The organism is Tepidiphilus succinatimandens (genome assembly GCF_006503695.1).
Classification (GTDB): domain Bacteria; phylum Pseudomonadota; class Gammaproteobacteria; order Burkholderiales; family Rhodocyclaceae; genus Tepidiphilus; species Tepidiphilus succinatimandens.
Genome location: NZ_SBIK01000003.1, coordinates 116,615 through 139,018, shown reverse-complemented (window position 1 = coordinate 139,018; position 22,404 = coordinate 116,615). Strand labels below are relative to the sequence as shown.

At 68.4% G+C, this 22,404-nt stretch carries 18 protein-coding genes; 16 read left to right on the top strand and 2 right to left on the bottom strand.

Features of this window, described 5'->3' with window-relative positions:
* The first annotated feature begins 15 nt into the window (after positions 1-15).
* Positions 16-597, top strand: a complete 582-nt coding sequence (locus EPD82_RS03550) for an RT0821/Lpp0805 family surface protein (RefSeq protein ID WP_055422913.1) — start codon at positions 16-18, stop codon at positions 595-597.
* Positions 598-610: 13 nt separating this feature from the next.
* On the opposite strand, the gene EPD82_RS03545 is transcribed toward EPD82_RS03550, so the two are convergent.
* The gene (locus tag EPD82_RS03545) at positions 611-1,546 is read right to left on the bottom strand and encodes an alpha/beta fold hydrolase (protein WP_141055395.1); all 936 of its coding nucleotides are present in this window, start codon (positions 1,544-1,546) and stop codon (positions 611-613) included.
* A 38-nt stretch (positions 1,547-1,584) separates the two neighbouring features.
* On the opposite strand from EPD82_RS03545, the gene gluQRS reads away from it, so the two are divergent.
* From gluQRS to EPD82_RS03505, 8 genes are all read left to right on the top strand, one after another.
* The gene (gluQRS, locus tag EPD82_RS03540) at positions 1,585-2,544 is read left to right on the top strand and encodes a tRNA glutamyl-Q(34) synthetase GluQRS (RefSeq protein ID WP_206202163.1); all 960 of its coding nucleotides are present in this window, start codon (positions 1,585-1,587) and stop codon (positions 2,542-2,544) included.
* Positions 2,545-2,574: 30 nt separating this feature from the next.
* Positions 2,575-6,213 (top strand): bifunctional proline dehydrogenase/L-glutamate gamma-semialdehyde dehydrogenase PutA, encoded by a 3,639-nt coding sequence (putA, locus tag EPD82_RS03535; RefSeq protein WP_141055389.1) that lies wholly within the window; start codon positions 2,575-2,577, stop codon positions 6,211-6,213.
* A gap of 101 nt (positions 6,214-6,314) precedes the next feature.
* Complete coding sequence (locus EPD82_RS03530) at positions 6,315-7,406, top strand: branched-chain amino acid ABC transporter substrate-binding protein (protein ID WP_141055386.1); 1,092 nt, start codon at positions 6,315-6,317, stop codon at positions 7,404-7,406.
* Positions 7,407-7,438: 32 nt separating this feature from the next.
* Positions 7,439-8,353, top strand: coding sequence for an ABC transporter permease subunit (locus EPD82_RS03525; RefSeq protein ID WP_141055383.1), 915 nt, complete (start codon positions 7,439-7,441; stop codon positions 8,351-8,353).
* The gene (gene livM, locus EPD82_RS03520) at positions 8,353-9,639 is read left to right on the top strand and encodes a high-affinity branched-chain amino acid ABC transporter permease LivM (protein WP_141055380.1); all 1,287 of its coding nucleotides are present in this window, start codon (positions 8,353-8,355) and stop codon (positions 9,637-9,639) included. The genes EPD82_RS03525 and livM overlap by 1 nt, the downstream gene beginning before the upstream one ends.
* Positions 9,636-10,448: an ABC transporter ATP-binding protein gene (locus EPD82_RS03515; protein ID WP_141055377.1), complete on the top strand. Its 813-nt coding sequence runs from the start codon at positions 9,636-9,638 to the stop codon at positions 10,446-10,448. Before livM ends, EPD82_RS03515 begins: the two co-directional genes overlap by 4 nt.
* On the top strand, positions 10,441-11,151 hold the full coding sequence (locus EPD82_RS03510) for an ABC transporter ATP-binding protein (protein WP_141055374.1): 711 nt from the start codon (positions 10,441-10,443) through the stop codon (positions 11,149-11,151). The genes EPD82_RS03515 and EPD82_RS03510 overlap by 8 nt, the downstream gene beginning before the upstream one ends.
* The gene (locus tag EPD82_RS03505; RefSeq protein ID WP_141055371.1) at positions 11,148-12,068 is read left to right on the top strand and encodes a DMT family transporter; all 921 of its coding nucleotides are present in this window, start codon (positions 11,148-11,150) and stop codon (positions 12,066-12,068) included. Before EPD82_RS03510 ends, EPD82_RS03505 begins: the two co-directional genes overlap by 4 nt.
* A gap of 31 nt (positions 12,069-12,099) precedes the next feature.
* On the opposite strand, the gene EPD82_RS03500 is transcribed toward EPD82_RS03505, so the two are convergent.
* A complete protein-coding gene (locus EPD82_RS03500) occupies positions 12,100-13,557 on the bottom strand; it encodes an NAD-dependent succinate-semialdehyde dehydrogenase (RefSeq protein WP_141055368.1) in 1,458 nt (485 codons plus the stop codon).
* Between the two features lie 127 nt (positions 13,558-13,684).
* Here EPD82_RS03500 and EPD82_RS03495 point away from each other — a divergent pair, with 127 nt between their 5' ends.
* The 7 genes from EPD82_RS03495 to minE are packed head-to-tail and all read left to right on the top strand — an operon-like array spanning position 13,685 to position 22,365.
* Entirely contained in the window at positions 13,685-16,378 is a 2,694-nt protein-coding gene (locus EPD82_RS03495; protein ID WP_141055365.1) for a bifunctional acetate--CoA ligase family protein/GNAT family N-acetyltransferase, read from the top strand.
* A gap of 2 nt (positions 16,379-16,380) precedes the next feature.
* Positions 16,381-17,235, top strand: a complete 855-nt coding sequence (locus tag EPD82_RS03490; RefSeq protein ID WP_055422923.1) for a D-hexose-6-phosphate mutarotase — start codon at positions 16,381-16,383, stop codon at positions 17,233-17,235.
* Between the two features lie 53 nt (positions 17,236-17,288).
* Positions 17,289-19,607: a Tex family protein gene (locus tag EPD82_RS03485; RefSeq protein ID WP_141055362.1), complete on the top strand. Its 2,319-nt coding sequence runs from the start codon at positions 17,289-17,291 to the stop codon at positions 19,605-19,607.
* A 9-nt stretch (positions 19,608-19,616) separates the two neighbouring features.
* Positions 19,617-20,492: an Hsp33 family molecular chaperone HslO gene (gene hslO, locus EPD82_RS03480; protein WP_141055359.1), complete on the top strand. Its 876-nt coding sequence runs from the start codon at positions 19,617-19,619 to the stop codon at positions 20,490-20,492.
* Positions 20,493-20,512: 20 nt separating this feature from the next.
* Positions 20,513-21,268 carry a septum site-determining protein MinC gene (minC, locus tag EPD82_RS03475; RefSeq protein WP_055422926.1) on the top strand — a complete coding sequence of 252 codons (756 nt, stop codon included), beginning with the start codon at positions 20,513-20,515 and terminating at the stop codon, positions 21,266-21,268.
* 12 nt (positions 21,269-21,280) lie between these two features.
* Positions 21,281-22,093 carry a septum site-determining protein MinD gene (gene minD, locus EPD82_RS03470; RefSeq protein ID WP_055422927.1) on the top strand — a complete coding sequence of 271 codons (813 nt, stop codon included), beginning with the start codon at positions 21,281-21,283 and terminating at the stop codon, positions 22,091-22,093.
* Positions 22,093-22,365 (top strand): cell division topological specificity factor MinE, encoded by a 273-nt coding sequence (gene minE, locus EPD82_RS03465; protein WP_055422928.1) that lies wholly within the window; start codon positions 22,093-22,095, stop codon positions 22,363-22,365. The genes minD and minE overlap by 1 nt, the downstream gene beginning before the upstream one ends.
* Positions 22,366-22,404 lie beyond the last annotated feature (39 nt).

Here is a 22,404-nt window from a genome sequence, read left to right as displayed (position 1 = left end):
TCCTGGAGTCTTTCGATGGAACGTCCTTTTTCACGTGGCATCCTGATTGCCGCCGCAGCCACCCTCCTCTCCTCTGCACTGCCAGCCCCCGTGCTTGCCGATCCTCCTTCTTGGGCCCCGGCCCACGGCTGGCGCAAGCAGCACGACCCGCTCTATCTGGGGTATTCGGGAAAAAAATGGGGCAATGATTTCGGCATCTATGCCGGACGCTGCAACCGCGAGGCGCTCGGTGCGGCCCTGGGCGGCATGGCCGGCGCCGTCGTGGGGAGCCAGATCGGCGACGGCAGCGGGCGCGCGGCGGCGATCATCCTCGGCAGCGTGCTCGGGGCGGTACTCGGCGCCGAATTGGGGCGGGACATGGACGAAGAGGATCGGGCGTGCTTCGGCCACACGCTGGAACTGGGTAAACGGGGGCAGACCGTGAGCTGGCGCGCTCCTTACGGCGTGGCCTACGCCGTCACCCCGCTCGACGAATTCGTCCGCAACGGGCGCAAGTGCCGACACTACGAGGCGGTGATCACCCGCGACGGACGCAAGGAAAAAGTTCGCGGCAAGGCATGCGCCGTGGGTGAAGGTCGCTGGGAAGTGATCGACTGAGCCACCAAGGACGTCAGCCCGGAATCCGCACCGTCCGGGCGATGAATTCCCCCAGTGCCTGCGCGACCGCCTCGGGCTGCTCGTGGTGCATCATGTGCCCTGTCTTGGCGATCGTCCTACCCTCCCAGCGACGGAAACACGCCTTGCGCGCCTCCCAGTCGGCAGCGAGCTGACGGGGGATTTCCGATTCCTCGCCCCACAGCCACAGGCAAGGCGCGGTGATGGCGCGCCAGCAGGCTTTGGCTTCCTCCAGACGATAGAGAATGGGATTGAGGATCTTGTGCCGCGGATCGGCGCGGAAGGCGAGCCGCCCGTCGGGGGCTAGCCGCAGCCAGGAGTCGGCCACGAAGCGCGCCCGCTCCAGCGGCAGGTTCGGATGCCGCTGACACAAGCGTAGCGCGAATTCCTCGATCGACTCGGGCGCTTTCAAGGCCGGCGGAGCCGAGAGCTGCTCGAACCAGGCGCGGTAGCGCCGCGGCGCTTCTTCGGGCCGATGTTCCGGCAGGCCAAAGCCCTCGAGCAGGGCGAGCGCGCGCACGCGCTCCGGGCGGATGCCGGCATAGAGCCCGGCGACGTTGCCGCCCATGCTGTGCCCGACCAGCACGACTTCTTTCCCTGGCGCGAGCGCTTCGAGCAGCGCCTCCAGGTCTGCCAGATAGTCGGGAAACCAGTAGCCGTGGGCACACCAGGCGCTGTCGCCGAAGCCGCGCCAGTCCGGGGCGATCAGACGGCAGGATGGCGCCTGCTCCAAGAGGACATCGACGACGAACTGCCAGGTGGCACCGCTGTCCATCCAGCCGTGCAGCAGGAACACGGGCAGCCCGCCTTCCGGCCCCCATTCGCGCACGCACGATTCTTCCAGACCCCGCAGCGGCAGCCGCCGGCAGCGGGGCACTTCCCGGAGCCGATACGCCGCACCGTCCTTTCCCTGCACGGGCCGTTCCTCCATCCCCCTCTCCTTGCACACGTCTCGTAGTAGGATCGAGCATGCCATCTTTCCCCGCCATGCCGCAAGCGACGATGAAACATCCGCCCCGTGCCGCTCCGCCCTCCCCCGTCGTCGGCCGCTTCGCCCCCTCCCCTACCGGCCGGCTGCACTTCGGCTCGCTGCTGGCGGCGCTCGCCAGCCATTGCGACGCGAGATCGCGCGGCGGGCGCTGGCTCGTGCGCATCGACGATCTCGACGCGGCGCGTGCCATTCCCGGCATGGATGCCGACATCCTGCGCACGCTCGAAGCCTACGGTTTTTCCTGGGACGGCGAAGTCGCCTACCAGAGCCGGCATCTGGCGCAGTATGAAGCCGCCTTTGCGACGCTGCGCGACAGGGGGTGGCTCTACCCCTGCGGCTGCAGCCGCAGAGACCTCGCCGAGGCGCCGCGGGCGATCGATGGCAGCACGCTCTACCCCGGTACCTGCCGCGAGGGGCTGCCGCCGGGCAGAACGGCGCGGGCCTGGCGTTTCCGCGCCGAAGGCTGCGTGGTGTTCGATGATCGCATCCAGGGGCGCGTCGTCGAGGATCTGCCGCGCGAGGTGGGCGACTTCGTCGTCAAGCGCGCCGACGGCGTCTTCGCCTATCAGCTCGCGGTGGTGATCGACGATGCGCTCGGCGGCGTCACCGACGTGGTGCGCGGCGCCGACCTGCTCGGCTCCACGGCGCGCCAGATCGCCCTGCATCGCGCCCTTGGCCTGCCGGTGCCGCGCTATGCGCACCTGCCGGTGGCCGTCGACGCGCGCGGCGACAAGCTCTCGAAGCAGACGCGCGCCCGGCCACTGGAAGCCGCCGAAGCGAGCGTGCGCCTTGCCCAGGCGCTCGATTTTCTCGGCCATACGCCCCCAGCGGAACTGCGCGGCGCGCCGCCCGCGGAGCTCCTTGCCTGGGCGGTGGCGCACTGGAAGATCGACGAGGTTCCGGCGCTCCGTCAATGCCTCCATCCGGACGGTTTATAATCGGCGCACCCCCCTCTCTTGGGAGACGCCATGAGCTTCACTCCCGCCTCCGCAGCGCCTGCGGACCCCCGGCGCGACCTCATCGCGCTCGCCACCCGGCCGCCGGAACCAGATTGTGTACCGACCCGTGTCGAAGAGGCCGCTTGGCCGCCTGATCTCTTGCCGCACATCGAAGGTTTGGCTGCCGAACTCGCCCAGGCCCTGCGCGAGCGTCAGCGCAAGCAGGGCGGGGTGGCCGCACTGATGGCCGAATTCAGCCTCTCGAGCCGCGAAGGCGTGGCGCTCATGTGCCTGGCCGAGGCGCTGCTGCGTATCCCGGACGCCGCCACGCGCGATGCCCTCATCCGCGACAAGCTCGCGCGCGGCCAATGGCGCGAGCATCTGGGCCGCAGCCGCTCGATCTTCGTCAATGCCGCCGCCTGGGGCTTGGTCGTCACCGGCAAGCTCGTTTCCCTTGCCGAAGAAAAGGCGCTTTCCTCCGCCCTCACGCGCCTGCTCGCGCGCGGCGGCGAGCCGCTGGTGCGCAAGGGGCTGGACGTGGCCATGCGCCTGCTGGGTGAAACCTTCGTCACCGGCCGCACGATCGAGGAAGCGCTCGATCGCGTGCGGCCGCTCGAGCAGAAAGGGTTCCGTTACTCCTTCGACATGCTGGGCGAAGCGGCAATGACGGCCGAAGACGCCGCGCGTTATCTGGCCGATTACGAGCACGCCATCCACGCCATCGGCCGGCGCGACGCCGGGCGCGGCGTGATCGACGGCAACGGCATCTCGGTGAAACTGAGCGCCCTGCATCCGCGCTATCACTGGTCCCAGCCCGACCGCGTGCTCGCCGAGCTGCTGCCGCGCCTGCTGCAGCTGTGCCGGCTCGCCAAGCGCTACGACATCGGTCTGAACATCGACGCCGAGGAAGCCGACCGGCTCGAGCTCTCGCTCGACCTGCTCGATGCGGCGCTCGCCGACCCCGAGCTCGCCGGCTGGGACGGGCTCGGCTTCGTCGTGCAGGCATACCAGAAACGCGCCCCTTTCGTCATCGACTGGCTGGTGGCTCGGGCTCGGGCACGCGAGCGCCGGCTGATGATTCGTCTCGTCAAGGGGGCCTACTGGGACAGCGAGATCAAGCGCGCCCAGGTCGATGGGCTCACCGGCTACCCCGTCTATACGCGCAAGGTCTATACCGACGTCTCCTATCTCGCCTGCGCGAAGCGGCTGCTCGCCGCGCGCGACGTGGTCTACCCCCAATTCGCCACGCACAACGCACACACGCTCGCGGCGATCTTCCATCTGGCCGGCGAGCGCTGGCAGCCCGGCGAGTACGAATTCCAATGCCTGCACGGCATGGGCGAGCCGCTCTACGAATCGCTCGTCGGGCACCCCGAACGCCACCGCCAGGTACGCATCTACGCCCCGGTGGGCAGCCACGAGACGCTGCTGCCCTATCTCGTGCGCCGCCTGCTGGAAAACGGCGCCAACACGAGTTTCGTCAACCGCATCGCCGCCGACGTGCCGCTGGAAACGCTGCTCGCCGACCCGGTGGCACGCGCCCGGACGCTCGGCGGCGCGCCGCACCCCAACATCCCCGTGCCGCCCGAACTCTTTGCGCCGCTGCGGCGCAATTCGCTGGGGCTGGACCTCGCCGATCGTCCCACCCAGCGCCGGCTCGCGGCCCGCATCGCCGCCGAGGACACGATCCGGCGCACGGCCGCTCCGCTCGTGGGGGGAACCGTGCGCCAAGGAGCCCTCGAGCTGCCCTGCCGCAATCCGGCCGACAGGTCCGACCTGCTTGGCAAGGCGATCGAAGCCGACGAACCGGCGATCGAGGCGGCTCTCGAGATCGCCGCCCGGGCCCGCTGGGGCGAAACCCCGCCACCAGAGCGCGCCCGCCGGCTCGAGGCGGCGGCCGATACGCTCGAAGCCCACACCGACGCGCTCTTGGCGCTCATCGTGCGTGAAGCCGGCAAGACCTGGGCCGACGCCGTGGGCGAAATCCGCGAGGCGGTCGACTTCTGCCGCTACTACGCCGCCGAGCTCCGCCGCCTTGCCGACGAAGAGCCGAACCTGCGCCCCTTGGGCCCGGTGGTGTGCATCAGCCCCTGGAACTTCCCCTTGTCGATCTTCGTCGGCCAGATCGCCGCGGCGCTCGCGGCGGGCAACGCCGTGCTCGCCAAACCCGCCGAGCAGACGCCGCTCACCGCCTTCGAGGCCGTGCGGCTGCTGCACGAAGCGGGCATCCCCGGCGAAGCGCTGCAGCTGCTGCCCGGGCGCGGCGAGACGGTGGGCGCGCGCCTGGTGGCCGACCCGCGCATCCGCGGCGTGATGTTTACCGGTTCCACCGCCGTGGCGCGTGCCATCCAGCGCACGCTCGCCGCACGCGAGGAAGAAGTGCCGCTGATCGCCGAGACCGGCGGGCTCAATGCGATGATCGTCGACTCGAGCGCGCTCACCGAGCAGGTAGTGGCCGACGCGATCACCTCCGCTTTCGACTCGGCCGGGCAGCGCTGCTCGGCGCTGCGCGTGCTCTGCCTGCAGGAAGAAATCGCCGACAAGACCCTGACCATGCTGCTCGGGGCTCTGCGCGAGCTGCGCTTGGGCGACCCGCGGGACCTGCGTACCGACGTCGGGCCGGTGATCGACGACGAAGCCCGCGCCGCGCTCGAAGCGCACGTCGAGCGCATGGCCCGCGCCGGCTACCGCGTGCACAGGCTGGAGCCGCCGTCCGCCTGCGCTGCCGGCACCTTCGTCGCCCCCACGGTGATCGAAATCGACCGCATCGAAGCGATCGGCGGCGAGCGCTTCGGCCCCATCCTGCACGTGAAGCGCTTTCGCGCCGAAGCACTCGACGCCCTGCTCGACGAGATCTCCGCCACGGGCTATGGGTTGACGATGGGCATCCACAGCCGCATCGACGGCACCGTGGAATTCGTCGCCCGGCGCGCCCACGTCGGCAACCTCTACGTCAATCGCACCATCATCGGTGCCGCAGTGGGCGTGCAGCCTTTCGGCGGCGAGGGGCTCTCGGGCACCGGCCCCAAGGCCGGCGGGCCGCTCTACCTGCTGCGGCTGCTCGCGCGCGCCCCGGAGCCGCGCTTTCCCCAGGCCCGGCTCCTGCACGAACCTCCAGACTTGGGCCCGCTGCGCGACTGGCTGGAAGCCCGTGGCGAAGCGCTCTTCGGCACCGAAACGAGGCAGCGGCTCCTCGAAACGCTGGAAGCCTGGCGCGGACGCTCGCTCGTCGGCAAGGAATTGCTCTTGCCCGGTCCAACGGGAGAGGAGAATCGCCTGCGCTTCCTGCCGCGCCATCTCATCGGCGGCTTCGCCACCACGCCCGAGGGCTACGCCGGCCAGATCGTGACGGCGTTCGCCAACGGCGCCCCGCTCGTGCTGCCCGCAAACCCGCAGACCGAGCGCATCCGGCACGACCTGCCGGCTTCCCTGCAAGCCCGCTGCCGCCTGAGCGAAGACCTGCTCGCCGAACCCATCGATTTGCTGCTCTTCGAGGGGGAAGCCGCGCTCGCCGCCCTGTGGCGCAGGCGGCTTGCCGAGCGTCCCGGGCCGATCGTGCCGCTGCTCACTCCGCCCTACCGCCCCGAGCGGCTGATCCATGAGCGCAGCCTCAGCATCAACACGGCCGCGGTGGGCGGCAACGCGAGCCTCATGACGCTGGAGGATTGAGGCGGGAAAACCCCAATAGGCAGGCAGCGCGGCGCACGCTATCCTTCGCGCCGCACCCCCTCCGAGCGCCGTTCTTACCCACACCGAGAAAGGAGACTCCGATGACTCCGCTGCGCACCCTCGCCCTCGCCGCCGGCCTTGCCGCACCGCTCCTTGCCCACGCCGACTGGCTGGTGGGCGTGGCCGGCCCCTTCACCGGCCAATACGCCTCCGCCGGCGACCAGATCAAGAAAGGAGCGGAAGCGGCCGCCGCCGACATCAACGCCAAAGGCGGCGTGCTGGGGCAGAAGATCAAGCTCGAATACGGCGACGATGCCTGCGATCCCAAACAGGCCGTGGCCGTGGCCAATGCGCTCGTGAACAAGAAAGTGCAGTTCGTGCATGGCCACTGGTGCTCCAGCTCGACGATCCCGGCTTCCGACATCTACAACGACGCCGACATCGTGATGGCCACGGTATCGACCAACCCGCAGGTGACCGAACGCGGCCTGAAGAACCTCTTCCGCATCATGGGGCGAGACGACCAGCAAGGCTCGGTGATCGGGCAATGGATCGCCAGCAAATTCAAGGACAAGAAAGTCGCCGTGCTCGACGACAAGAGCGCCTACGGCAAGGGGCTCGCCGACGAGATCGCCAAGGCGATGAAAGCCGCCGGCAAGGAGCCGGTGCTGCGCGAATCCATCACCGCCGGCGAGAAAGACTATTCCGGCATCGTCACGCGGCTCAAGAACGCCGGCGTCGACGTGCTCGCCTACGGCGGCTACCACACCGAGGTCGCGCTGCTGTTGCGCCAGTCCGACCAGGTGGGGCTGCCGCTCGTCATCGTGGGCGGCGACACCATGACCAACTCCGAGCTCGTCACCGCCGCCGGCAAGTTCGCCGATCGCGTCTACTTCACCTTCACGCCCGATCCGCGCAAGAATCCGCAGGCCACGCCCATCGTCGAGCGCTTCCGCGCCGCCAAGATCGAACCCGAGGGGTACGTGCTCTATGCCTACGCCGCCCTGCAGCTCTTCGAGCAGGCCGTGACGCAGGCCGGCGGGGTCGAGCGCGCCAAGCTCGAGCCGGTACTGCGCAAAGGGAAATTCGACACGGCCATCGGCACGCTCGAATTCGACGAGAAAGGCGACCTGAAGAAACCGGCCTTCGCCATCTACAAGTGGACCGGCGGGCGCTACGACTACGCCGAGTAAGGCACGGGTGGACGCACGAGGGAGAGACGCTTTTGGGCTACGCGCTGCAACAGCTCATCAACGGGCTGACCCTGGGGGCGATGTACGGCCTCATCGCCATCGGTTACACGATGGTGTATGGCATCATCGGCATGATCAACTTCGCCCATGGCGAGATCTACATGATCGGCGCCTTCCTCTCGGTGCTCACCTACGTGCTGTGCACCGCGTTGGGGATCGGGCCGACGCCGCTCGTGCTGCTCGCCATGCTCTTCGTGTCGGTCGCTTTCACCGCCCTCTACGGATGGGCGGTCGAGCGCATCGCCTACCGGCCGCTGCGCGGGGCGCCGCGCCTCGCTCCGCTGATTTCGGCCATCGGCATGTCCATCTTCCTGCAGAACTACGTCCAGCTCACCCAGGGTGCGCGCATCAAGTCCGTGCCACCGCTGTGGCAGGGAGGGGTGACGCTGTGGTCGGCCGACGACTTCCGCGTCACCTTCGGCTGGGCACAGCTCACCGTGGTCGTCGTCACGCTGATCGTCATGGCCGGGTTTGCCTGGATGATCACACGCACCTCCTTCGGCCGCCAGCAGCGCGCCTGTGAGCAGGATCCCAAAATGGCCGCCTTGCTGGGCATCGACGTCGATCGCACCATTTCGCTCACCTTCATCCTCGGTGCGGCGCTGGCGGCCGTAGCGGGAATGATGGCGGTGCTGCAGTACGGCGTGATCGACTTCTCTATCGGCTTCATCGCCGGCATCAAGGCCTTCACCGCCGCAGTGCTCGGCGGCATCGGCTCCATTCCCGGCGCCATGCTGGGCGGCCTCCTCATCGGCCTCGTCGAGGCGTTCTGGTCGGCCTACCTCTCGCCGGAGTACAAAGACGTAGCCACCTTCTCCATCCTCGTGCTGGTGCTGCTCTTTCGTCCCACGGGGCTGCTGGGCAAACCCGACGTGGAGAAAGTGTGATGACCGCCGCCGTGATCTCTGCGTCTTCGCCGCTTGCCCTGCGCCTGCGCGACGCGCTCGCCGTCACGGTACTCGGCGGGCTGCTCGCCTTGCCTTTCATCGGGCTCGTCACCGTCGAAGAGGGAGGTGCGCTCACCGTGCGCACCCGCTGGGGGGCGTGGGGGGCGACGCTCGCGGCGCTCTTCTTTGGGCGGCTGTTGCTGCGGGCGGCGCTTGATGCCTGGCGCAGCCGCAGACCGGCCCGCAAGCGCGCCGTCTTCTCGAGCGGGGACGCCGTGCTGCGCCGTGCCGCCGGCACGAGCCTGCTGGCGGCGGCGCTCCTGCTGCCGGTCTTCTTCGCCGACAACCGCTATGTGATCGACACGGCCACGACGCTGGGCATCTACGTGATGCTCGGCTGGGGGCTCAACGTGGTGGTGGGTCTCGCCGGGCTGCTCGATCTGGGCTACGTCGCGTTCTACGCCGTGGGTGCCTACACCTATGCGCTGCTATCGACCCAGTTCGGCTGGAGCTTCTGGGAGGCGCTGCCGGCGGCGGGCGCCCTGGCGGCGCTCTTCGGCATCCTGCTCGGCTATCCGGTGCTGCGGCTTCGCGGCGACTACCTCGCCATCGTCACCCTGGGCTTCGGCGAGATCATCCGCATCGTGCTGCTCAATTGGACCTCGTTTTCCGGCGGACCCAACGGCATCGGCGGCATTCCCCGCCCGAGCTTCTTCGGCCTGGCGTTCGCGCGCAGCGCCGAGGGGCGAACCTTCCATGAATTCTTCGGGCTGGAATTCTCGCCCATGCACCGCTTCATTTTTCTCTACTATCTCATCGTGGTGCTGGCGCTGCTCACGCACGCCCTCATCAGCCGCCTGCGCGTGCTGCCTACGGGGCGGGCATGGGAAGCGCTGCGCGAAGACGAGATCGCCTGCAAGGCCCTGGGACTCAACACCACCACCGTCAAACTCTCGGCCTTCGCCACCGGGGCGATGCTCGCGGGCTTTGCCGGCGTGTTCTTCGCCGCCCGCCAAGGGTTCATCTCGCCGGAAAGTTTCACTTTCAGCGAATCGGCCACGATTCTGGCCATCGTCGTGCTCGGCGGCATGGGCTCGCAGCTCGGCGTGGTGCTCGCCGCGGCGGTGCTGGTCGTGCTGCCGGAGCTGGGGCGCCAGTTCGCCGACTACCGCATGCTCGTCTTCGGCGCGGCCATGGTCACCATCATGGCGGTCAAACCCACGGGGCTGCTCGCGCGGCGCGAACCCACCGTGCGGCTGAATCCCGAGCGGAGCGCCGCACCATGACACCGCTCCTCACGGTGGATCGCCTCGTGATGCGCTTCGGCGGCATCACTGCCATCGACGGACTCTCGCTGCAGGTGCCACGGGGGGCGATCACCGCCGTCATCGGCCCCAATGGCGCGGGCAAGACCACGCTCTTCAACTGCCTCACCGGTTTCTATCGCCCCAGCGCCGGTCGCATCCTGCTGCATGAGGACGATGGTAGCGAGCGCGACCTCACCCGCCTCAAGGGTCACCGTATCGCCCGCGAGGCGCGCATCGTACGCACCTTCCAGAACATCCGCCTCTTCGGCGGCATGACGGTGCTGGAAAATTTGCTCGTAGCCCAGCATCATGCGCTCGCACAGGCGTCGCGTTTCGCCCTGGCCGGCCTGCTGCACACGCCGGGTTATCGGCGCGCCGAACGCGAGGCGCTCGAATTCGCCCGGCGCTGGCTCGCCGAGCTGGGGCTCACCGCCGTTGCCGATACACCGGCGGGTGCCTTGCCCTACGGCACCCAGCGCCGCGTGGAAATCGCCCGCGCCCTGTGCGCCCGCCCGCGCCTGTTGTGCCTGGACGAACCGGCCGCCGGACTCAATCCGCGCGAATCGGCCGAGCTCAACGTACTCCTCACGGCGCTGCGCGACGAACACGGCCTGACGCTGCTCTTCATCGAGCACGACATGAGCGTGGTGATGAACGTGTCCGACCACGTGGTGGTGATGAACTTCGGGCGCAAGATCGCCGAAGGGCCGCCCGAGGCAATGCGCCGCGACCCCGAAGTGATCCGCGCCTATCTGGGCGAAGAGGACGAAGAGGCCGCCGATGCTTGAACTCCAGCGCGTCAGCGCCCACTACGGCCCCATCCAGGCGCTCGTGGAAGTCGATCTGGTGGTGCGCGCCGGCGAGATCGTCACGCTCATCGGCGCGAACGGCGCCGGCAAATCCACCCTGATGACGACCCTCTTCGGCACGCCGCGCGCGAGCAGCGGCCGCATCCTGCTCGAGGGCGAGGACATCACGGCGCTGCCGCCGCACCGGATCGCGCGTCGCGGCATTGCGCTCGTTCCCGAGGGGCGGCGCGTCTTCGCCAAGATGAGCGTCTACGAGAATCTGCTGCTGGGCGCGACGCCGCTCGAGGGAGCGCACGTCGAAGAAAACCTGCAGCGGGTCTTCTCGCTCTTTCCCGTACTCGAGACGCGCCGTACCCAGCGTGCCGGTACCCTTTCCGGGGGCGAACAGCAAATGCTGGCCATCGGCCGGGCGCTGATGAGCGAACCGCGCCTGCTGCTGCTCGACGAACCCTCCCTTGGGCTCGCGCCGCTCGTCATCCGCACCATTTTTCGCACCATCGTCGCGCTCAACCGCGAACACGGACTCACCATCCTGCTGGTAGAACAAAATGCCCGGCAGGCGTTGAAAATCGCGCACCGCGGCTACGTCCTGCAAAACGGGCGCATCGTGCTCGAGGGCAGCGGCGCGGCACTGCTCGCCGACCCCCAGGTGCGCGCCGCCTACCTCGACGCCGTCTCATGAAAGAACGCCGGGCACTCGCCTATCTCGTTGCCGTGGGCGGAATGCTGTCGATCGCCGCCGGGGCGATCTGCGCGCGCATCGCCCAGGGCGAGGGGGTGGAGTCGCTCGCCGTGGCCGCATGGCGCCTCACCTTCGCCGCGCTCGCCGTGGCACCCGCAGCCCTGCTCTTCGACCGGGCCTCGCTGCGCGCCATGACCCTGCGGCAGCTCGGGCTTGCGCTACTCGCCGGCGCCTTCCTCGCCCTGCACTTCGCGCTGTGGATCCGCTCGCTCGCCCTCACCTCGGTCGCCTCGAGCACGGTGCTGGTCACCACCAACCCCATCTGGATCGCCCTCGTCGGCTTCCTCTTCCTGCGCGAGCGCTTCAACCGCACGCTGCTTTCCGGCATGGCGCTCGCACTCGCCGGCAGCCTAGCCATCTTCTGGAGCGACCGGCACACGGGCGGCGCCGATTCCCTCTGGGGCAACTTCCTCGCGCTCGCCGGCGCCTGGTGTTTCTCGGCCTATCTGCTTGTGGGCCACCGGCTGCGGGCTCGGCTCACGCTACCGGCCTACGTCTTCAGCGTCTACACCAGCGCCGCGGCGCTCCTCATGCTCGCCTGCCTGCTCAGCGGCACGCCGCTTTCGGGGTGGTCTTCTGCAGGCTGGCAGGCATTGCTGCTGCTCGCCCTCTTGCCGCAGGTGGTGGGGCACACGGCCTACAACTGGTCGCTGCGCCACGTCTCGGCCGCTTTCGTGGCCATCGTCACCCTGGGCGAGCCGGTGGGCAGCAGCCTGCTCGCCTGGCTCGTGTTCGGCGAGCGGCTCGGCGGCCTGCAGGCGCTCGGTTTCGTGCTGCTGCTCCTGGGCATCGGCCTGGCGGCGCTGGGCGAGAACCAGCGCACCGCCGCCCGGGCGCTCGCCGCCCAGCAAGGGTGAATTCGCCGCGCCAGCGACCCTTCGCGCCTCCCTACAGCCCCGCCAGGCACACCGACTTCAGCTCGAGATACTCTTCCACGCCGTACTTCGAGCCCTCGCGCCCAAAGCCGGACTGCTTGATGCCGCCGAAAGGCGCCGCCTCGTTCGAGGTCGAGCCGGTATTGACCCCGACCACGCCGACTTCGAGCGCCTCGGCCACGCGCAGGATGCGGCCCACGTCGCGCGCATACAGATATCCCGCCAGACCGTAGTCGCTGGCGTTCGCCAAGGCGATGCCTTCTTCCTCCGTCTCGAAGCGGTAGAGCGGCGCCACCGGCCCGAAGATCTCCTCGTGCGCGATGCGCATGTCGGGCGTGATCCCCTCGAGCGCCGTCGGCGTGTAAAAAAGCCCCTGCGCGCGCCGACCGCCGCACAAGAGCCGCGCCCCTTTTTCGCGCGCGTCGGCCACCAAAGCCTCCACCTTGTCGAGCGCCGCCTCGTCGATGAGCGGCCCCACCGTCACCCCCGGCTGCCATCCCGGCCCGACGGCGAGCTTCTCTACCTCCTCGACGTAGCGGCGCACGAACGCTTCGTAGATCCCCGCCTGCACCAGGATGCGGTTGGCGCACACGCAGGTCTGCCCCGAATTGCGGTATTTCGAGGCGATCGCCCCCTGCACCGCGGCCTCCACATCCGCGTCGTCGAACACGAGAAAGGGAGCGTCCCCTCCCAGCTCCAGCGACAGGCGCTTGAGCGTGGCAGCGCTTTGCGCCATCAGCAGCCGCCCGACCTCGGTCGAGCCGGTGAAAGAAATCTTGCGCACGCGAGGATCGGACGTGAGCGCCAGGCCGATCGGCGCTGGATCGGCGCCGGTGATGACATCGAGCACCCCGGGCGGCATACCAGCCTGCTCGGCGAGCCGCGCGAGCGCCAGGGCCGTGAGCGGCGTCTGCTCGGCCGGCTTCACCACCACGGTGCAGCCCACCGCCAGCGCCGGCGCCACCTTGCGCGTGATCATCGAGGCAGGAAAATTCCACGGCGTGATCGCCGCGCACACGCCCACCGGCTGACGCAGCACGAGGAAACGCCGGTCGGCCCGATTGGTCGGCATGATCTCGCCGTAGATGCGCTTCCCTTCTTCGGCGAACCACTCGACGAAAGCCGCCGCGTGCGCCACTTCGCCGCGCGCCTGCGCGAGCGGTTTCCCCTGCTCGTGCATCACCAGCGTGGCGAGCTCCTCGAGCGAAGAGCGCATCAGAGCCGCCCAGCGCGACAGCACCACCGCCCGCTCCTGAGGCAGGCTCCGGCGCCAGGAATCGAACGCCGCCGCAGCCGCCGCGATCGCCCGCCGGGTCTCGGCCTCTCCCATGTCCGGCACTTCGGCCAGGCGATCGCCGCTTGCCGGATCGAAGACGGGGAAGCGCCTTCCCGAATCGGCCTCGCACCATTGCCCTCCGATCCAGGCCCGATCGACCAGCAAACCCTTTGCCCGCACCGCCTCCAGCGACATCCTTCGCTCCTTTCCTCTCATCGCGCGCACAGCCGCCCGACGATTCTACCCCCGAGCGCCGCGCACCATGCCCGCGCTGCGCTGGGGTGCGATAAACTTATGGCCTCATCGCTCGGGGCCCGACGTCATGAAAGAGACCCATTATCTCCAGCCGCTGCTCGAACCGCGTTCCGTCGGCATCATCGGCGCCTCCGACCGCCCGGGTTCGCTCGGGCAGACCGTCACCCGCAACATGCTGGAGGCCGGCTTCCATGGGCGGCTCTTCCTGATCAACCCCAACCACGAAACGCTCTTCGACCTGCCCTGCTACAAGTCGGTCGAAGACGTGCCGCACCGGCTCGACCTGGCGGTCATCTGCACCCGGCCCGAACGGGCCCCCGGCATCGTCGAGGCCTGCGGCCGCGCCGGAGTCAAGGCCATCGTCGTGCTCAGCTCCGGTTTCTCCGAATCCGGCCCACGCGGCAGCTATCTCGAGCGCCAGATCATCGAGATCGCCCGGCGCTACAAGATGCGCGTGCTCGGGCCCAACTGCCTCGGGCTCGTGCGCCCCAGCATCGGGCTCAACGCCACCTTCGCCCACGCCTCCGCCATCAAGGGCTCCATCGGGCTCGTGTCGCAATCGGGCGCGCTGTGCGCCGCCGTGCTCGACTGGGCCAAGCCCAACGGCGTGGGTTTTTCCGCCGTCGTCTCGCTGGGCGTGTCGGCCGACATCGACTTCGGCGACGTGCTCGACTTCCTTGCCACCGACCACCGCACCGAATCCATCATCCTCTACATCGAGGGCATCCGCAACGCGCGCCGCTTCATGAGCGCGCTGCGCGCCGCCGCCCGGGTCAAACCCGTCCTGGTGCTCAAGGCCGGGCGTCGACCGGAAGTGATGCGCGCCATCCTCGTGCACAGCGGCAACCAGCCGGGTAACGACGCCGTGTTCGACGCCGCGCTGCGCCGCTCGGGCGTCATCCGCATCTACAACATCAGCCAGCTCTACGCCGCCGCCACGGCCCTCTTCGCCCGCCTACGCCCACGCGGCAATCGGCTGGCCATCATCACCAACGGCGGCGGACTAGGGGCGATGGCGGCCGACCGTGCGGCCGACCTCAAAATCCCTCTGGCCGAACTCAGCGACGACACCCTCGGGCGGCTCAGCGCCTTCCTGCCCGAATCCTGGTCGCACGGCAACCCCCTCGACATCCTGGGCGATGCCGACGCCGAGCGCTACCGCAAGACCTTCCAGATCGTGCTCGAATCGCCCGAAGTCGACGGGGTGCTCGTCATCCTCACGCCGCAGGCCATGACCGACCCCACCGCCGTGGCCGAAGCCATCATCGAGAAAGAAAAACACGCCGAAAAGCCCGTCGTCACCTGCTGGCTGGGGCAGGAGCTCGTCGAAGAGGCGCGGCAGAAATTCATCGCCGCCGGCATCCCCACGTTCGAGGCGCCCGAGCCCGCGGTCGAGCTCTTCTCGCACGTCTCTTCCTACTACCGCAACCAGAAGCTCCTCGCCCAGACGCCGGCGCCGCTGTCGCACCACGAACCGCCGCGGGTGGAAAACGCCCAGCTCGTCATCGAGACGGCGCTCTCCGAGCGGCGCAATCGCCTCAACGAAATGGAATCCAAGGCCATTCTCGCCGCCTTCCACATCCCCATCGCCCAGACGGTGGTCGCGCGCAGCGTCACCGAAGCCATGGTGCTCGCCGAGGAGCTGGGCTTGCCCGTGGCGATGAAGATCGATTCCCCCTCGGTGATCGACAAGGCCGACTCGGGCGGCGTGCGCCTGAACCTCGGCTCCCTGGCCGCGGTGCGCACCGCCTATCAGGAGATCATCGCCGAAGTCAAGAAGAACGTGCCCGATGCAGTGATCAACGGCGTGGCCATCGAACCCATGGTCATCAAGCGCCACGGACGGGAACTGGCCATCCGCGTGCGCCGCGACCCCGTCTTCGGCCCGGTGATCCTCTTCGGAGAAGGGGGCAAGCGCGTGGGCATGGAAGAGGACATGAGCGTGGCCTTGCCGCCCTTGAACGGCTTCCTCGCCCAGGATCTCGTGCGCAACAGCCGCGTCTACCCCATGCTGCAAGAATACCGGAACATGCCGGCCATCGCCTTCGACAAGCTCGAACAGGTGCTGCTGCGCGTCTCCGAGATGGTGTGCGAACTTCCCTGGATCGACTATCTCAGCATCAATCCGCTGGTGGTCGATAGCCAGGATGCCATCGCGCTGGATGCCAAGATCACCATCCAGCCGGTCAACCCGTCGGCGGATCGCTACGACCACATGGCGATCCACCCTTACCCTTCCCACCTCATCCAGACCTGGACCCTGGGCGACGGCACCGAGATCACCATCCGCCCCATCCGCCCCGAAGACGCCGAGCTCGAGGCCGAGTTCGTGCGCCGCCTCTCGCCCGAGACCAAGTACTTCCGCTTCATGACCACCCTCAACGAGCTGCCTCCGCCCATGCTCGCGCGGCTCACACAGATCGACTATGATCGAGAGATGGCCTTCATCGCCGTCACCACCGACAAGGACGGCAAGGAGATCGAGCTGGGCGTAGCCCGCTACGCCGTCAACCCGGACGGCGAATCCTGCGAGTTCGCCATCGTCGTCGACGACGAATGGCAAGGCCGGGGCCTGGCGCGCCGCCTCATGCAGGTGCTCATCGAGACGGCGCGCGCCCGCGGCCTGAAATACATGACCGGGATTTTCCTCGCCAACAACGAGCGCATGCTGCGCTTCGTGCAAAGCCTCGGCTTTACCCTCACCGACGATCCCGAAGACCGTACCATCAAGAAAGGCATCCTGCCGCTGCAAGGTTCCTGAACATGTCCGCCACCCGCATCGATACCCACCGCCTCGGCGAACTACCGGCCCTCACCCTCCATTTGGGCGAAGCCCGCGCCACCCTCACCCCGTTTGGTGCCCAGGTGCTTTCCTGGATCCCCGAAGACGGCCAGGAACGCCTCTATCTCAGCGAATCCGCCGCCCTCGGCGGCGCACAGCCCATTCGCGGCGGCATCCCCATCGTCTTTCCCCAGTTCGGTACCCTCGGCCCCGGAGCGCGCCACGGTTTCGCCCGCACGCACACCTGGCGCATCGACGAGACGCGCCAGGGCGAAGACTACGTGCTCGTGACCCTGCAGCTCGATCCTTCCCTACTCGAACCCGGTGCGCGCACCGCCTTCCCCCACGACTTCCTCGCCGAAGTCACCGTGCTCCTCTCCGAGCGGCGCTTGGACGTGGAACTCGCCGTGCGCAACACCGGCACTGCGCCTTTCGCATTCACCGCGGCGCTGCACACCTACCTTGCCGTGCCCGAGATCGAGCGCAGCGCCCTGCAAGGGCTGGGGGGCAGCGAATACACTGATCCGGCCGATCCCAGCCGGTGGCACGCCGAGCCGGAAAACGTCACACGGCTGGAACCGCCGCTCGATCGGCTCTATCGCGGCGGCGAGCGCGTGCTCACGCTTGCCACGCCCACCCTGCGCACCGAGATCGCGCAGGCGGGTTTCGGCGAGACCGTGCTCTGGAACCCGGGCGAACACGGCCCAGCCGACCTCCCTGCCGGTGCCTGGCGCCATTTCGTGTGCATCGAAGCGGCGCAGGCGAGCGTTCCCGTGTCGCTTCGAGCCGACGAAGAATGGGCCGGACGCCAGGCGCTCATGCTGCCCGAACGTTGACCGCCGCCGCGCCGACAGCCACAATCCGCCTTTTCCCGCCAAGACGATAGCCGATGTCGACGATCGAAACCCGAATCGCCCAGGAACTGGGCGTCGCGCCGCGCCAGGTGATGGCCGCCGTGGCGCTGCTCGATGCCGGAGCCACCGTCCCCTTCATCGCCCGCTACCGCAAAGAGCTCACCGGCGGGCTCGACGACACCCAATTGCGCCGGCTCGAAGAGCGCCTGGGCTACCTGCGCGAGCTCGAAGCGCGCCGCGAAGCGATCCTTTCCTCCATCGCCGAACAGGGCAAACTCAGCGCCGAGCTCGAAGAAAAACTGCGCGCCGCCGACACCAAACAGGCGCTCGAAGACCTCTACCTCCCTTATCGCCCCAAGCGGCGCACCAAAGCCATGATCGCCCGCGAGGCGGGGCTCGAGCCGCTCGCCGACGCGCTCGCCAACGACCCGCTCGCCGAACCGGAATCGCTCGCCGCCACCTACCTCAACCCGGAGGCGGGTTTTGCCGACGTCAAGGCCGTGCTCGAAGGCGCGCGCCAGATCCTTGCCGAGCGCTACGCCGAAGACGCCGATCTGCTCGCCGAGCTGCGCGCCCTCTTCGAGCGTGAGGCCCATGTTCATAGTCGCGTCGTCGAAGGCAAGGAATCGGAAGGCGCCAAGTTCCGCGACTGGTTCGACCACCACGAACCGATCGCCGCCATCCCCTCGCACCGGGCACTCGCCCTGCTGCGCGGGCGCAACGAAGGCGTGCTGCGGCTCAGCGTCGATGTTCCGCACGAAGAAGGCAGCCCCCACCCGGCGCTCACCGTCCTGGCGCGCCGCTACGGCCTGGCCGACCAGGGGCGCCCCGCCGACCGCTGGCGGCTCGACACCGCCCGCTGGGCCTGGGCGACCAAGCTCTCGGTCCACCTCGAGCTCGATGCCCTCAACCGCATGCGCGAGCGCGCCGGCGAGGAAGCAATCCGCGTCTTCGGGCGCAACCTCAAGGAGCTGCTGCTCGCCGCACCGGCCGGCGCCCGCGTGACCATGGGCATCGACCCGGGCATCCGCACCGGCATCAAGGTCGCCGTGGTCGACGCCACCGGCCGCGTGATCGCCACCGACACCCTCTACCCCTTCGAGCCGCGACGCCACTACGAGCCGACCATCGCCGCGCTCGCCGCCCTCATCGCCCAGCACGGCGTCGAACTCATCGCCATCGGCAACGGCACCGCCAGCCGCGAGACCGAGCGCCTCGTCGCCGAGTGCCTCGCGCGCCACCCCGAACTGCGGGCGCAGAAAGTGGTCGTCTCGGAAGCCGGCGCCTCGGTCTACTCCGCCTCCGAGCTCGCCGCGCAGGAACTCCCCGAGCTCGACGTCTCCCTGCGCGGCGCCGTCTCCATCGCCCGCCGCCTGCAGGATCCGCTCGCCGAACTCGTCAAGATCGATCCCAAGTCGATCGGCATCGGCCAGTACCAGCACGACCTCGACGCGACGCAACTGTCGCGCACGCTGGACGCCGTGGTCGAGGATTGCGTCAACGCCGTCGGCGTCGACCTCAACACCGCCAGCCCCGCGCTGCTCGCCCGCGTCTCGGGGCTCAACCGCAGCATCGCCGAAGAGATCGTCGCCTGGCGCCAGCGCCACGGCGGCTTTCGCCGGCGCGAGCAACTGCGCGAAGTCCCGCGCATCGGCCCGCGCACCTTCGAGCAGGCCGCCGGGTTCCTGCGCATCCCCGAAGGGGACGACCCGCTGGACGCCTCGGCCGTACACCCGGAAGCCTACCCCGTGGTGCGCAGGATCCTCCAGCGCATCGGCAAGGACGTACGCGAAGTCCTCGGCCAGCGCGCCCTCATCGAAACGCTCGACCCGGCCGAATTCACCGACGAGCGCTTTGGGCTGCCCACCGTGCGCGACATCCTCGCCGAGCTCGTCAAGCCGGGGCGCGACCCGCGGCCGGAATTTCGCACCGCACGCTTCGCCGAAGGGATCGAATCGCTCGAAGACCTCCGCCCCGGCCAATGGCTCGAAGGCGTGGTCACCAACGTCACCAATTTCGGCGCCTTCATCGACATCGGCGTCCACCAGGACGGCCTCGCCCACGTCTCCGAACTCTCCGACCGATTCGTGCGCGATCCGCATGAAGTCGTCAAACCGGGCCAGATCGTGCGCGTGCGCGTGCTCGAAGTCGACCTCGAACGGCGCCGCATCGCCCTGTCGCTGAAAAAGGAACGTACCGAAGCGGCCCCGACGGCCCAGCCGCGCGCCGAACCCGCCGCCAAGGAAGCACGCCGCCCCGCCAAGGCGGCCAAACCCGCCAAGCCCGGCCGGCGCGAATCCCCTGCCCCCGAGAGCGCACTCGCCCAGGCGCTCGCCCGCGCCCTGGAGCGCTGAGGTCCCCCCATGCACGACGCCGTCCAGCCCTTCCTCATCGACAACGCCGACATCCGCGGCGCCCACGTGCGCCTGGTCCAATCCTGGCAAGGCATCGCCGCGCGCCGCAACGATCCCCCCGCGGTGCAGCGCCTGCTCGGCGAACTCGCCGCTTTCGCCGCCATGATCGCCGCCCGGCTCAAGGATCCCACCCGCGTCACCTTCCAGGCTCAGGGAGAAGGGCCCGTGAGCCTGCTCGTGGTCGACCTCAGCCCCGAGCGCAACCTGCGCGCCTTCGCCCGCTACGAGGGCGAGCGGGCACCCCGGCCCGATGCCAGCGCGCGCGAGCTCCTGGGCGAAGCCCAGCTGCAGATGGTGCTCGACCTCCCCGTCTCCAAGGAACCCTACGTGAGCATCGTTCCCTGGAGTGGCCAAACCCTGAGCGATACGCTCGAAGCCTTCCTCGCCCAGTCCGAGCAGCAACCGGCGCGCCTGTGGCTTGCCGCCGACGCGCACGCCGCCGCGGGGCTCCTGCTGCAAAAGCTCCCCTCCGCCGACGAGAAAGACCCCGACGGCTGGAACCGCCTCACCCGCCTCGCCGACACCGTCACCGAGCCCGAACTGCTCGCGTTCGACGCCCCCGAGCTCCTCTCCCGCCTCTTCCCCGAAGAGACGGTGCGCCTCTTCACGGCGCTCGGCATCACCCACGAGGTCAAGCCCAACGAAGCCGCCGTCATCCAGATGCTGCGGCTCCTCGGCCGGGACGAGATCGAAGCGCAACTCGCGCGCGACGGAGAGATCGTCGTGCGCGACGAGCTCGGCGGCCTCGAATACCGGTTCAGCCGCGACGATCTTCCCCGCATCTTCACCGAGGACGACGGCACCGCACCCGCCACCCGCCACTGACCGCAAAGGCCATTTCGATCATGAGTGAAGAAGTACGATTCGAGAGCGGGCGCTTCGAGGGCATCGTCGTGCGCTCGCCGCTCGTGAGTCCCGCACGGCTCGCCGACGTGCTGCACAAACGTTTCGCTGGCACGGAAAGCTACTTCGGCGGCGAACCCGCCGTGCTCGACTTCTCGGAAGTGCGCGACTGGCCCGAACAGGTCGACTGGAGCGGCCTCGTGGCCTTCTTCCGCCGCCTCGGGCTGCAACCCATCGGCGTGCGCGGGGTGCCCGAATCGTTCGATGCCGCCTTGAAGCGCCTGCATTTGGCCAACCTCGACGAGGCCGCGCTGCGGCTCGAGGCCGCCCGGCCAACCGAGCCCCCGCCTGCCGCCCCAACCTCGGCGCAAGCTCCCGCCTCCCCGCAGACCGGTACGGCGCGCGCCGCCTCCACCAAATTCATCGATCGCCCGGTGCGCGCCGGCCAGCAGATCTACGCTCCGGAAGGCGACGTGGTGCTCATGGCCGGTTCCAACCCCGGCGCCGAGATCATCGCCGCCGGCAGCATCCACTGCTGGGGCCCCCTGCGCGGACGGGTGCTCGCCGGAGCCGGCGGCAACCTGGAAGCCCGCATCGTCGCCACCCACTTCGGCCCCGAGCTCGTTTCCATCGCCGGGGTGTACCAGACGTTCGAAAACGGTCTTCCCGCCTCTATCGCAAACCGCCCCGTGCAGGTAAAATTGCAAGTCATTCAAGGGCAAAGCCACCTGCTCATCGAACCCATCGAAACCATTTGAGAGGCTTACCACGTGCGCATCGTCGTCGTCACTTCCGGCAAAGGAGGGGTGGGCAAGACCACCACCAGCGCCGCTTTCGCCTCGGGCCTGGCGCTTCGCGGCTTCAAGACCGCCGTCGTCGACTTCGACGTCGGCCTGCGCAACCTCGACCTCATCATGGGCTGCGAACGCCGCGTCGTCTACGATTTCGTCAACGTCCTCCAGGGCGAGGCCAAGCTCACCCAGGCGCTCATCAAAGACAAGCACGTCGACACCCTGCACATCCTGCCCGCCTCCCAGACCAAGGACAAGGAAGCCCTCACCGAAGAAGGCGTGGAAAAGGTGATGCGCGAGCTCGAAGCGATGGGCTTCGACTACGTCGTGTGCGATTCGCCCGCCGGGATCGAGCGCGGCGCCCTCATGGCGCTGCTCTTTGCCGACGAAGCCATCGTCGTCACCAACCCCGAAGTCTCCTCGGTGCGCGACTCCGACCGCATCCTCGGCATCCTGCAATCCAAGTCCCGTCGCGCGATCGAAGGGCGCGAACCGGTCAAGGAGCATCTGCTGGTCACGCGCTACAGCGCCAAGCGCGTCGAAGAAGGCGAGATGCTCTCCTACAAGGACATCCAAGAACTCCTGCGCGTGCCCCTCATCGGCGTCATCCCCGAATCCGACGCCGTGCTGCACGCCTCCAACCAGGGGGTTCCGGCCATCCACCTCAAAGGCACGGACGTGGCCGAAGCCTACGCCGACGTCGTCGCCCGTTTTCTCGGCGAGGACAAACCGCTGCGTTTCGTCTCCTACGAGAAACCCAGCCTCATCAAACGCCTCTTCGGGAGCACCTGATGTCGCTGCTCACGCGCCTCTTCGGGGAAAAGAAAAAGACCGCGGCGATCGCCAAGGAACGCCTGCAGCTCATCATCGCGCGCGAGCACGTCGACGGCAAGTCCTCGCCCGACTTCCTTCCCGCTTTGCAAAAAGAACTGCTCGACGTCATCTCGAAGTACGTGAAGATCGCCCCCGAAGACATCAAGGTCCAGCTCGAGCGGCAAGACAACCTCGAGATCCTCGAAGTCAACATCGTCCTCAACGAAACCTCTCCTCCCCTCCCCCAATAGAGCCAGGCTAGGGAGCGCATAGGCGCTCTCCCTGCAAAA